The organism is Micromonospora sp. NPDC005686 (genome assembly GCF_042871665.1).
Taxonomy (GTDB): domain Bacteria; phylum Actinomycetota; class Actinomycetes; order Mycobacteriales; family Micromonosporaceae; genus Micromonospora.
The window spans coordinates 437,308-450,063 of the sequence record NZ_JBIAIY010000002.1 but is presented as its reverse complement, the minus strand read 5'-3'; the positions used below and the strand labels follow the sequence as shown (position 1 = coordinate 450,063).

Sequence of the window (12,756 nt, the reverse complement as noted above, 5' to 3'; positions counted from 1 at the left end):
GTAGGCTCGGTTCCCTGATGAGCGCCACGTTGATCGCCAAGGACCTCACCGCCGGCCACGGTGACCGCATCCTCTTCGAAGACCTCGACCTGGTCGTCGCGCCGGGCGACGTGATCGGCCTGGTCGGTGTGAACGGCGCCGGCAAGTCCACGCTGCTGCGTACCCTCGCGGGTCTTGCCCCTCGCGAGCAGGGCTCGGTGGCGCTGAGCCCGCCCACGGCGACGGTCGGCTACCTGCCGCAGGAGCCGGAGCGCCGGCCCGGCGAGACGGTCCGCGACTTCCTGGCCCGGCGGACCGGGGTGAGTGCCGCGCAGGCCGCGCTGGACGCCGCGACCGAGGCGCTCACCGCCGGGGCGGCGGGCGCCGACGACACGTACGCGAACGCCTTGGAACGCTGGCTCGACCTCGGCGGCGCGGATCTGGACGAGCGGGCCGCGCAGGTCGCCGCCGAGCTGGGTCTCGACGTCGACCTGGACCATCCGATGACCGGCCTGTCCGGCGGGCAGGCGGCCCGCGCCGGGCTCGCGTCGCTGCTGCTCAGCCGGTACGACGTCTTCCTGCTCGACGAGCCCACGAACGACCTCGACCTGGCCGGGCTGGACCGGCTGGAACGCTTCGTCACCGGCCTGCGCGCCGGGACCGTGCTGGTCAGCCACGACCGGGAGTTCCTCACCCGCACCGTCAACCGGATCGTCGAGCTGGACCTGCACCAGCGGCAGGTCAAGCACTACGGCGGTGGCTACGCGGCCTACCTGGAGGAGCGGGAGGTGGCGCGCCGGCACGCCCGCGAGGAGTTCGAGGAGTACGCCGACACGAAGGCCGGCCTGGAGGCGCGCGCCCGCACCCAGCGGGCGTGGATGGAGAAGGGCGTCAAGAACGCCCGGCGCAAGGCCACCGACAACGACAAGGTCGGCCGCAAGTTCCGCGCCGAGTCGACCGAGAAGCAGGCCGCCAAGGCCAAGCAGACCGCCCGGCTGATCGAGCGGCTGGATGTGGTCGAGGAGCCGCGCAAGGAGTGGGAGCTGCGGATGGAGATCGCCGCCGCGCCCCGCGCCGGCGCCGTCGTGGCCTCGCTCCGGCAAGCGGTGGTACGCCGTGGCGGCTTCACGCTCGGACCGGTGGACCTGCAGATCGACTGGGCCGACCGGGTCGCGATCACCGGGGCGAACGGCTCCGGCAAGAGCACCCTGCTCGCCGCGCTGCTCGGCCGGCTGCCACTGGACGAGGGACACGCCGCGCTCGGCCCGGGTGTGGTGGTCGGCGAGGTCGACCAGGCCCGGGGACTGTTCCTCGGCGACCAGCCGCTGCTCGACGCGTTCGGTGCCGCCGTACCCGATCTGGCCCCGGCGGACGTGCGGACGCTGCTGGCCAAGTTCGGGCTGCGCGCCGACCACGTGCTGCGACCGGCGGCGACGCTGTCCCCCGGCGAGCGGACCCGGGCCGCGCTGGCTCTGCTCCAGGGCCGCGGGGTCAACCTGCTGGTGCTCGACGAGCCGACCAACCACCTCGACCTGACCGCTATCGAGCAACTGGAGTCGGCGCTGGCGAGCTACCCGGGCACGCTGCTGCTGGTGACCCACGACCGGCGGATGCTCGACGCGGTGAGCGTGAACCGGCGGCTACGCGTGGCGGACGGACGGGTCGCCGAGCACTGATCCGTGCCGACCGGCGCGCGCCGGTCCACAATGAGCGCATGCTCAAGTGGGAGTACGCGCTGCTGGTCCGCCGTCGTCAACCCGCCACGACCGACCTCGGGTTCGAAGTCGTCTTCATCTGGTACGGCCCGGACGGCTCCATGATCGACGTGACGCCCTACGGCGACACCGCGCTGGCCCACCTGAACCGGGCCGGTGACCAGGGCTGGGAACTGGTCGCGATGAGCGAGGACCCGTCGCTTCCCGGCAACAACGAGCTGCACCGCTACCACCTCAAGCGCCCGAAGACTGCTCCCGCCCAGCCCCGCCAGCGCATGCGAGGCTCCCGCACGGTCCGCCGCACCCTCTCCCCCTAACCCCGCCCCGCCCCGCCCGCGCGATCTTGCAGTTGCGGCCCTTCGCCTGCCCCTTTTTGCGAGCTTGGTCCGGGCCGAAACTCCATGATCGAGCGGGCAGCCGCGAGTCCTGGCGTCGGGGGCACCTGGGTCGTCGTCAGGTGCCGGACGTGGTGGCGGCGGGTGCGGGCTGCCGGTCGATGTCGGGTTCGAGGTAGATCGCCGTGGCGGTGGGCAGCGCCCGGCGGATCCGCGCCTCGGCGTCGTCGATGGTGGCGGCGACGTCGGATCCCCGGTCGGAGGTGCTGATCGCGATCTTCGCGGCGACCAGGAGTTCCTCCGGCCCCAGGTGCAGGGTGCGCAGGTGGATGACCCGGTCGACGCCCGGGGTGGAGACCAGCTCGGCGTGGATCGTGCTCACCTCCTCGGGCACGGCGGCCTCGCCGATGAGCAGGCTCTTGGTCTCGACGGCGAGGACGACGGCGATGACGACCAGCAGGACGCCGATGCACAGGGTGCCGATGCCGTCGAAGATCGCGTTCCCGGTGAGCACGCTCAAGCCCACGCCGGACAGGGCGAACAGCAGGCCGAGCAGGGCGCCGGCGTCCTCCAGCAGGATCACCGGCAGTTCCGGGGCGCGGGCGTGGCGGACGAAGGAGACCCAGGTCCGCTTGCCGCGTACCTTGTTCGCCTCCTTCACCGCGGTCCGCAGGGCGAAGCCCTCCAGGGCGAGCGCGATCAGCAGGACGGCGACGGCGACGAGCGGCGAGGACAGCTCGTGCGGGTCGCTGATCTTGTGGTAGCCCTCGTAGAGGGCGTACAGACCGCCGAGGGTGAACAGGATGATCGCAACGATGAACGAGTAGACGTAGCGCTCACGGGCATACCCGAAGGGGTGCAGCGCGGTCGGGGCGCGGCGGGCGCGCTTCCCGCCCACCAGCAGAAGGGCCTGGTTCGTGGAGTCCGCGACCGAGTGCACGCCCTCGGCGAGCATGGACGCGGACCCGGTGATGCCCGCGGCGACGAACTTGCTCACCGCGATGCCCAGGTTCGCGGCCAGCGCCGTCACCACTGCCTTGGTGCTGCCTTCCGCAGCCATCGGCTGTTCCCCCTCGTCGTACGTCACGGTTTTTGGGGGGTCAGTGTGCCAGCGGTCCGGCCGACCCGCCGACAGGGGTGCCGGTCGAGAAGTCGGCCCGACGAGCGGGCTGGAGCAGTCGACGACTGGCAGGCGGTGCCGAGGGCGGCGCCACCGACCACACCGGCGCACGTGAAGTCGAAGCCGAGCCGGCCGAAGGCCTCGAGGATGTGCTCCTGCACCGGTAGCGGGTGCACGTGCACCGGGTGCTGCCCGTACCGGTCGGTCACCGTTCCAACGAGGGCACGCCGCCCGGGCAGTGAGGCGCCTACGCTCCTACCGGCTCGTCGAGCGCTTCGTGCGTCTCCTCGGCGCGGGGCACCGCAGGAGACAACGCCAGGGCGACGAGCACGGCGAGGAACATGAGACCCGCGTTCACGAGGAAAGTAATGCGGTAGCCCTGGACGAGTGCGTCGAGCTGACCATTGTCGTGACTCGCCCGAGAGGTCACACTGGACGCGATGTTCACCAGTACCGCGAGACCGACTGCGCCGCCGATCTGCCGGGACGTGTTGAGCAGCCCGGAGGCGGCACCGGCGTTCTCCGCGTCCACGCCGGTGGTGCCACTGATCGTGATGGCGAGCAGCATGACACTGACACCGAAGCCGCCGACCAGATTGGGCAGGAGGATGTGGGTCACGTAGGCGGAGTGGGTGGGCACGGTGGCGAGCCAGAGGATGCCCACGGTGGCGATGAGGCCACCGGCCACGAGGACCGGCCGGGAGCCGAACTTGGGGACGAGGTGGCGAGAGGTGAGGCCGCCGATGACGAAGACGACGGTGACGGGCAACAACGCCATGCCGGTCCGTAGCGCGCTGTAGCCGAGAACCTGCTGGCAGTACAGCGAGAGGAAGTACATCAGCGCTGTCAGCGTCACGCCGACGAACAGCATGAGCAGGTTCGCGATCCGCAGGTTCCGCGGTCGGACCAGGGCGAGCGGGATGAGCGGTTGCGGCGCCTTGACCTCGGCCACCAGGAACGCGGCGATGAGGACGGCAGCCACGGCCAGCGGGATCACCACCTTCGGTGAGCCCCATCCGGCGGTCGACGCCTCGGAGAAACCATTGGTGAGAGCTCCGACGCCGACGGTGACGCACAGAGCGCCGACCAGATCGAGCCGGACGTGCGCGGCCCTGACCGTGGGCAGAAGGTAACGCTGCCCGGCGACCAGGAGCACGATGCCGGGCAGGATGTTGACGAACAGCACCCAGCGCCAGCTCAGCTCGGCGGTGAGCACCCCACCGAGGACGACGCCGACCAGGCCGGCGACGCCTCCCATCATGCTCCACAGCGCCAGGGCACGCGCGCGCAGAGGGCCCTCGGGATGACTCGCGGTGATGAGGCTCAAGCTGGTCGGGGTCAGCGCGGCGGCGCCGGCACCCTGGACGATCCGGGCCGCGATCAGCACCGTCGCGTTTGTCGCCAGGCCGCCCACGAGACTCGCGGCGGTGAAGACGACCACCCCGAAGAGGAAGACCCGCTTGTGCCCGAAGAGGTCACCGGCCCTGGCCGCCAGGAGCAGCAGGCCACCGAGGGTGACCAGGTAGCCGCTGACGACCCACTGCTGTTGGCCGTCCGACAGCCCCAAACCGATCTTCATGTTCGGCAGGGCCATGGTTACGATGGTGGAATCGAGAACTGCCATGAAGAGGGCGAGGCAGGCGACGGCCACGACGATGCCCAACCGCGGATTCGGTTGGGCAGCCGGGTGCGTCGACGCGACCCGCGTCTCAGACATGGAGTCTCCTCGATAGCCCGACTGTGAGTGAACGCTGTTCACGCTACCGTCCGACGGGGGCTCAATCAAGGGCGGACGCACATGCCGACGGCAGATCCCGGGGACGGATCCCGGCGGGCACACGTGGCACCGCCCGTCCGGGCACCCCGGTCGGCGGCCATGACCCGCAGGTCACCGCCGGTGACTCGTCGCCCGAGGAGGAGAATCCATGCCACTGCGCAAGGCGGACGTCGTCGACGAGGCACTACGCCTGCTCGACGCCGAGGGTCTGGACCAGCTCACGATGCGCAGGCTGGGCGCGGCACTCAACGTGCAGGGCGGAGCCCTCTACCGGCACTTCCCCAACAAGGAAGCCATGCTCGACGCCATGGCCGACCGGATCATCGAGGGTGTCGGCGCGCCACTGCCCGACGTCCCCTGGACCGAGCAGATCCGGATCCTGGGCAACCGGCTGCGTAAGGCCCTGATCAGCCGCCGCGACGGCGCCCGGGTGGTGGCCGGCACATTCGCGCCCGGCGTGAACACCGTTGTCGGCTCGGACCTGGCCGTTCAGGTGCTGTGCCGGGCCGGACTCCCGCCCACCGAGGCCGGATCCGCCACCTTCGCCCTCTTCTACTACGTTCTCGGCCACACCATCGAGGAGCAGGCGCAGCTGCGGCAGCAGCCGAACGACGGCTGGCGGTCCCGCACCGAACGGCTCGGCGTCGAGGTGTCGCCGCAGTACGCGGCGGCTCTCACGGCGCTGACCGCGGCGGCCCCGGCGGAACGCTTCGAATTCGGGCTGACCGTCTTCATCGCGGGGCTCTGCCGACTGCCCTCGGTCCGGCCGCAGCAGGAACAACCCGCGCCGTCGCTTGCCGCGGAGACCGACCCGGGCCGGGCCGGCGTCGCCTGAGCCGCGTTCGCCCTGCTGACGGGCCCGTGCCGGCGTGACCGGATCCGGTCACGCCGGCGGTCGCGATCCATGATCCGGGTCCGGCGGGTGACCGCGTCGACGACCACCCGAAAAGGGTTGTGCGGCGATCCACCGCCGCCCTTCATCCGACAGATCTGCGACACGAAATGGTTGACGAGCGGTAGGCCCCGGCCCGGGCGAGCCCGCCGTCCGAGGCGTGCCCGATGAGCCATAACCCCAGCTCACAGCGCTGCCCAGCACTCAGTGCAGCCCTCAAACGTACAATCGGTGACATAGCATTACCAAGCACTATTAGCTACAGTTTACATATTCATTCTGGAACGGCCTTGACCCCCCTGACCTATGTGGTTATCTTCGGCTCGTAGCCAGCCATGGAAGTCCTATTTGATCTATTTCCATTGACGGAAGTCGAAGCTACGGTCAGTCGAACGGGGGAAATATGCAGGTCGGTGAGGACGGGTCGAGCAATTTCGGGCGGCGTACGCCGTACCGGATGAGGGGCGCGCGCGGGAGCAGCCATTCCTTCGGCGCCCCGCCTCGACGCTGAGGACATTCTCGTCGCATCCGGCTCGGGCCCGCGGCACGCTTAGCCGCCCGACAGGAATCCCGTGGCGCAGCCACCGCGGGCTTCCCAGCGGCCGTTTCCGCGTGCGCCAGCCGCTGCGACGACACCATTCAGCCGACGCGGGACAGCTCCCGCCGACGGGAGACGCCGGGTGCGCCGGCAGGTATGCCGGCGCGCGCCTCAACCGGGTTGCCGCCAGATTTTCCCGAGCGGAACTTACCGACCGGGACCAATAGCGGAGATCCGGCCGGGCGATCAGGTGGCGACTACCCGGATCGCAATGTTTTTCTGGGCCATCGGCCTGCCGACAAGGGCAGCAATCAGAGTCGACACGAGCCGACCGGGCGGCGGCCGAGGTGTCAGCCTCCTCGATGAGGCGGAATCTCGGCGGAGGGTGGTCGTGATGCAGCGGTACAGAGAATTCGGTAGGCGGGATTGCCTCGCAGCCCGACGACAACGGCGCCTCGAACGCGAATGGCGTCTGCGCGCGGGTCGTCTGCCCATGGTGGGGTCGGGATCCGCCGGAAACCAGCCGAAACCGGGCTACGGCAATAGCCGCACCAAGACGGTTGTCGATTTGCTGTCGCAGTGGACTTTCCCGGCTGTTCACCACCGTCGCCCGGCCTACTGCAGGTCACCCTGACACGCCGCTCCGGATCCACACGCCTCCTCGCGCCGGTTGAGCCCGCCTTCGACCGCACCATCGGCGCGAATTTCGGCCAGACCGCCCTCACCCGCCTGGAGTCAACTGCGCAATTCGAAGGGGTAAGGAAATGAGAGTGTTGATATCCGACGACATACTCTTGTCTCGGAGTGCGCTCGCCGCACTGATCGAGAAACACGACATCGAGATCGCCGGGACCGTCGGCGGCGACGTCGACACTCTGGAGTTCGCCGAGGTGCATCGGCCGGACATCGTCATCATCTGCTTCGACGGTGCGGATCACGCGGTGATCGCCCTTGCCGAAAAGATCTCAGGTATTCCGGAGTGCCGGACCGTGGTCCTGGCCGAGAGCTTCACCAGGCCTATCGTCCGACGGGCTTTCTCCGGCGTGGTGGACGGAATGTTGCACCGGACCGTACCGCCCAGTCGATTCTTCGAGGCGCTACAGCGGGTGCACCGGGGCGAACGCGTGTTCGACGCCGATCTGACGGTCGCCGCCCTGGCGAACTCCGGTTGCCCGCTGACCTCACGCGAACTGTCGGTGCTGGAACGCCTCTCCTACGGGGACACGACCGGGGAGATCGCGGGGCGACTTCACCTGTCGGAAGGAACGGTGCGCAACTACCTCTGCGCCCTCGTGACGAAACTCGGCGCACGAAACCGCATCGACGCGCTGCGTATGGCAAGAGACGCACATTGGTTCTGAACGCCCATTTGGCCGATCACATCGAGCAGTGGAGTTCTGACGATGAACATGGAATCGGTGACGGCTGACGTCATCGGCGGTATCGCACTCGTTCTCGCGGCGTCGAGCCTGCTCGGCGCCCTCGCGCGCCGCCTCGGGCAGCCCACGGTGATCGGTCAGATAACGGCGGGAATCCTCCTCGGGCCGAGCCTGCTGGGCCAATTGCCGGGCGATCCGACGCATCAGATATTCACGAAGAGTTCCATACCCTTCATCTCCGTCATCGCCCAGGTCGCCGTCATGATCTTCATGTTCGGTGTCGGCTACGAGATCGACCTGAGGTCGGTGCGACGCAATCGCCGGCCGATCCTGCTGATCTCGGCCGGCGCGATCCTCCTCCCGGCCGCCCTCGGTTCGGGGATCGCCGTCGGGGTGCAGCACGTGAGTCTCTTCGCCGATCAGCACTCGGAGGGCCGGTCCTTCGTGCTGTTCTTCGGCATCGCCATGTCGATCACGGCCCTACCGGTACTGGCCGCGATCATGAGGGAGCGCGGAATCGCCGGCACACCCGTGGGCGACATCGCCACGGCGGCTGCCGGACTGATGGACGTGGGCGCATGGCTCATCCTCGCCGCCGCCGTCATCGGCACCGACGCGGCCACGGGCCGGCCCTGGATCACGACGTTCCTGCTCCTGGCGGGGTTCCTCGGGGTGATGATCCTCTTGGTCCGGCCGGCGCTGAAGTGGTGGGTCGAGCGCCCCGGCACTGTCGTCGCACGACACGTTCCGGTCGCGCTGGTACTCGCCGCCGCGGCGGCCTGGGCCACCGCCTCTCTCGGCCTGCACCCCATCTTCGGGGCCTTCGTCGCGGGGCTCTCCATGCCGAGACCGGGAGGTGCGCCGGACGCGGACGTGCTGAACGCGATGGAGCGGACCGGAGGTCTCCTGCTGCCCCTGTTCTTCGTGGTCACCGGACTGACCACCGACCTCGGCGCGCTGAACGGCCCCTACCTGCTCCTGCTCGCCGTGATCCTCGTCTGCGCGATCGGCGGAAAGGTCTTCGCCGGTTACGCCATGGCGCGACTCGGCGGTCTCGGCACCCGGGAGTCGGGCCTGATCGGGGCGCTGGTGAACACCAGGGGCCTGACCGAACTCGTCGCGCTCAACGTGGGACTGAGCGCGGGCATCATCGACGGACGCCTCTTCTCGGTCCTCGTCGTCATGGCGCTGGTCACGACCCTGATGACCGGACCCCTCATCACGGCGGTCAACCGCAGGCACGGCGAGACGCAGGCACCGGCACTCGCGTTCTCGGCAGCGGCATCCAGGCCGTCGGGCTGATCCCGCGACGGAAGCCGGCACGGAACTCCATTGTCTACTCATTCGCCCCAATCGGTGCACAGCGGAATGACGAGATGTGATGGACAAGCTTGTCGAACGGGATGACGAAGAGAAAACGCTGGCCCGCGCGTACAGCGAGTGCTGCACGGGCCAGAGTCGGGTGATCACCATCGCCGGCTCGCTCGCGAGCGGAAAGACGGCACTGCTGGACTCCTTCACCCGCGACACCGCCGACGCGGGCGCCACCGTCCTCGCCGTCACGGCGACGAGCCTGGAACGCGACCAGCCGCTGGGGGTCATCGACCAGCTTCTTCGGAGGTGCCGGCTCCTCGTCGGCGACGTGAGCCGTGACCTCCGCGCGTTGACCGAGAGCCGCGACGAGACGGGACCTCGCCACGATCTCTCCCTGCCGGTCCTCGACCTGCTGCACGCCGCCTTCGAGCGACTCGTCGACTCGTCGCCGCTGATCGTGTGCATCGACGACGCGCACCTGATGGACGTCGAGTCCCTGCGGTACCTGGTCGGGCTCATCCGCCGGATGGACAACACGCCGGCCTCGATCGTCCTGACCTACTGCCCGGACATGGGTCGCAGCGCCGTCCAACGCCTCATCCAGGCGGAGATCCTCAGGATGTCCCACCACATCCCGATCGACGTCCAGCCGCTGTCGGAGACGGGAGTCGGTACCGTCCTGGAGGGGTACTTCGATCTGGCGACGGCGCGACGGGCGGCGCCCGAGTGCGCACGGCTGAGCGGCGGTCGGCCGTTGCTGGTGCACGCCCTCGCCGAGGACTACGGCAACCGGATCTGGGAGCCGGACGAGCACCTGCGTCCCGCGCCCGGCCCGGCCTTCGCACGTGCCGTGCTCAGCTGCCTCTACCGGGCCGAACCGGTGGTGCTCGAGATCGCGCAGGCGACGGCCCTGCTCGGGGAGTTCCGGTCCGCCGCCGTCGTCGCGCGCCTCTGCGGGATCAATGCCGAGTACGTCGCCCGGGTGGCCGCCTCACCCGCCGTCGGCGGACTGCTGCGACCAGACCTGCTCGGCCTGCCGGGCGTGCGCGAGGCAGTGCTGCGCAGCATCCCGCGTCAGGCACGCCACGCCATGCAGTCGCACGCCGCCCGCCTGCTGCACCAGGAGGCCGCTCCCGCCCTGGTGACCGCAGGTCATCTCGTACGCAGTGACGAGGCGGCGCCCTGGGCGAAACACGTGCTCTGTGAAGCCGCGGATCAGGCGCTCGCCAGCGGAGACCACAAGGCCGCGATCAGCTTCCTGGAGCGGGCGCACCGGGAATCCGTGGGCCGGCGGGCGCGGATCGACACCGCGGCGAGGCTCACCGACCTCATGTGGCGGTACGACCCGGCGGCTGCCAGAAGATACCTGCCCGACCTGGTCACGGCGGCCGCGGAGGGTGAACTCTCCGTCCGGCAGGCCGTCTCCGTCACCCGAAGTCTGCTCTGGAACGGCCAGGTTGATCAGGCGGCGCGGGTGATGTCCAGCTTCGGCCCCGATTGCTCCGCGCAGCCCGAAGCCGGGTACGCCGACCGGCTGCGCCTCTGGCTCCCGCTCGCTTTTCCGGGCATCGCGACCGCACCGGAGGTCGAGGCGGTGCCCGTGGCGAGCGGCGGACTGGGCCCCGCCGACCATCGAGCCGCTGCCGCGCTCCGGGCCGTCCTGGACGGCACCGGCGACCAGGGGACGGTCGCGGCCGCGGAGTTCGTCCTCCGGGAGGCGCTGACCGGCGCGGCGAGCCCGCCGTCCTCACTCGCCGCGCTCCTGGTGCTCGTCTATGCCGGCAAGCTCGACAAGGCGTCGGTGTGGTGCGACGCCCTCCTCGCCTCCACCGGGCAGATGTACGGGCTCGTGTGGAACGCCCTGTTCGTCGCTACCCGGGCGGAGATCCACTATCGGCACGGCGACCTGCGCGGCGCCGAGCGGCAGGTCCTCAACGCCCTCGCCCTCATGCCGCGCGAGAGCTGGGGAGCGGCGATCGTCGTACCGCTCTCGCTTCTCATCCTCATCGCCACCGCGAGAGGGGATCTCGACGCGGCCGAACGGCATCTGGACTCCCCCGTCCCCGGTGCCGCCTTCTCGACCCTCGGCGGGGTGCTGTACCTCAACGCGCGCGGTCATCTGCACCTCGCGCACGGCCGTCACGACGCCGCCGTGCGCGACTTCCTCGCGGCCGGGCACCTGATGAAGCTCTGGAAGGCGGACTGCCCGGCCGTGGTGCCCTGGCGCGTCCACGCCGCTCGTGCGTACCTGCACAAGGGCCTCGTAGCGCAGGCGAGGGAACTGCTCACCGAACAGATGACGCTGCTTCCCCCGGGCGAGCTCCGCGTCAGCGGCCAGGTCTACCGCGCGCTCGCCGAGACGGTCCGGCCCGACGAGCGTCCGGCGCTGCTGCTGAGGGCGGCGAACAACCTGGACCGCTGCGGCGACTCGCTGAACCTTGCCTACACGATCGCCGACCTGCACCACGCCCACGAGTCACTGGGCGACGTCACCCACGCCCGCCGCGACGCCGAGCGGGCGAGGGCGCTGGCCGACCGGTGTGGTGCCGTGCTCCTTCCGGACCGGCAGGCGACGGCCGACGACGCGGGGACGGAGATCATCGGGGACGGCACCCATCCCGTCCACCAGCTCAGCTCCGCCGAGCTGCGGGTGGCGGAACTGGCCGCCCGCGGCTCCACCAACCACCAGATCGCGCGGAAGCTCTTCATCACGGTCAGCACCGTCGAACAGCATCTCACCCGCACGTACCGCAAACTCGGCATCCGCCGCCGTACCCAGCTCTCCTCGTTCCTGTCCGAACGCGTCTGACACTGTCGTACCGTCGGCCCGGTTGCTCGTGCTCAGTCCTGCCTGCCGTACAGACGGAGGGTGATCGGCGCGAACACGAGGGCGATCACGGCGGTCAGGACCAGGGACCAGGTGACCGCGCCGCCGGCATCGCCGGTGTCGTTCATCAGCGCCCGGGCCGCTGTCGCGACATGGCTGAGCGGATTGACGTCGACGAAGGCCTGGAGCCAGCCGGGCATCGTGGCCGGCTGCACGAAGATGTTGCTGGCGAAGGAGAGCGGGATCAGCACGGCGTTGGCGATGCTGATCACGACGGCCGGGTCCCGGAGGAGCAATGCCACAGCGGCCCACACGAGCGACAGCGAGAGCCCGAAGGCGACCACCAGAGCCACCGCGGCGATGACGCCGATCGCGCCGCCGTCGGGGCGGTAGCCCATGACCAGGCCGAGGACCAGCACGATGGCAGAGGCGAACAGATAGCGGAGGGCGTCGGAAAAGAGGCCCCCGAGCACGAAGGCCCCGCGCCAGATCGACAGGGCGCGGAACCGGTCGAAGGACCCGCTGCGCAGATCCTGGGCGAGGCGGGCGCCGCCGTACATGGTGACGATCGCGATGCTCATGCTGAGCACGCCGGGCAGGAGTTGCATGAGGTAGTCGCCGGTGGTGCCGCTGATCGCACCGCCGAACAGGTAGGTGAACAGCACGGTGAACAGGATCGGGATGGCGGCCGAGTCCACGACCTGCTTGGGATCGTGCTTGACCTTGAGTATCGCCCGCCTGCCGAAGGTGGCGGACGCGGCGAGGGCACCGGCACGGCGGCGTTGCCGTCCGGCGGCCAGCAGGCGGTCGATCCGGTCGGCGTCCGGCGCGACGGGGGCGGCGGCGTTCACTGGGCTACCTCGACTTCGCTCGATCCTGC

The 12,756-nt window shown here is 69.8% G+C and carries 8 protein-coding genes and 1 pseudogene; 6 read left to right on the top strand and 3 right to left on the bottom strand.

What is annotated here, in order from left to right:
* Positions 1 to 17: 17 nt before the first annotated feature.
* Together ACFYON_RS05970 and ACFYON_RS05965 are read left to right on the top strand one after the other, a co-directional pair.
* The gene (locus ACFYON_RS05970) at positions 18 to 1,655 is read left to right on the top strand and encodes an ABC-F family ATP-binding cassette domain-containing protein (protein WP_355014788.1); all 1,638 of its coding nucleotides are present in this window, start codon (positions 18 to 20) and stop codon (positions 1,653 to 1,655) included.
* Positions 1,656 to 1,693: 38 nt separating this feature from the next.
* A pseudogene (locus ACFYON_RS05965) lies at positions 1,694 to 1,945 on the top strand (hypothetical protein); the annotation flags it as partial.
* A gap of 202 nt (positions 1,946 to 2,147) precedes the next feature.
* Here the strand turns inward: ACFYON_RS05965 and ACFYON_RS05960 are convergent.
* On the bottom strand, positions 2,148 to 3,089 hold the full coding sequence (locus ACFYON_RS05960; RefSeq protein WP_354874898.1) for a cation diffusion facilitator family transporter: 942 nt from the start codon (positions 3,087 to 3,089) through the stop codon (positions 2,148 to 2,150).
* A 307-nt stretch (positions 3,090 to 3,396) separates the two neighbouring features.
* Positions 3,397 to 4,866: an MFS transporter gene (locus ACFYON_RS05955; protein WP_355014787.1), complete on the bottom strand. Its 1,470-nt coding sequence runs from the start codon at positions 4,864 to 4,866 to the stop codon at positions 3,397 to 3,399.
* A gap of 208 nt (positions 4,867 to 5,074) precedes the next feature.
* On the opposite strand from ACFYON_RS05955, the gene ACFYON_RS05950 reads away from it, so the two are divergent.
* The 4 genes from ACFYON_RS05950 (at position 5,075) to ACFYON_RS05935 (ending at position 11,858) form a co-directional block, all read left to right on the top strand.
* Positions 5,075 to 5,761 (top strand): TetR/AcrR family transcriptional regulator C-terminal domain-containing protein, encoded by a 687-nt coding sequence (locus tag ACFYON_RS05950; protein ID WP_354874902.1) that lies wholly within the window; start codon positions 5,075 to 5,077, stop codon positions 5,759 to 5,761.
* A 1,365-nt stretch (positions 5,762 to 7,126) separates the two neighbouring features.
* The gene (locus ACFYON_RS05945; protein ID WP_354874904.1) at positions 7,127 to 7,717 is read left to right on the top strand and encodes a response regulator transcription factor; all 591 of its coding nucleotides are present in this window, start codon (positions 7,127 to 7,129) and stop codon (positions 7,715 to 7,717) included.
* Between the two features lie 42 nt (positions 7,718 to 7,759).
* Positions 7,760 to 9,037, top strand: a complete 1,278-nt coding sequence (locus ACFYON_RS05940) for a cation:proton antiporter (RefSeq protein ID WP_354874906.1) — start codon at positions 7,760 to 7,762, stop codon at positions 9,035 to 9,037.
* Positions 9,038 to 9,116: 79 nt separating this feature from the next.
* Entirely contained in the window at positions 9,117 to 11,858 is a 2,742-nt protein-coding gene (locus tag ACFYON_RS05935) for an AAA family ATPase (RefSeq protein WP_354874908.1), read from the top strand.
* Positions 11,859 to 11,890: 32 nt separating this feature from the next.
* Here ACFYON_RS05935 and ACFYON_RS05930 read toward each other — a convergent pair whose 3' ends face one another.
* On the bottom strand, positions 11,891 to 12,727 hold the full coding sequence (locus ACFYON_RS05930; protein ID WP_354874910.1) for an ABC transporter permease: 837 nt from the start codon (positions 12,725 to 12,727) through the stop codon (positions 11,891 to 11,893).
* Between the last annotated feature and the right edge of the window lie 29 nt (positions 12,728 to 12,756).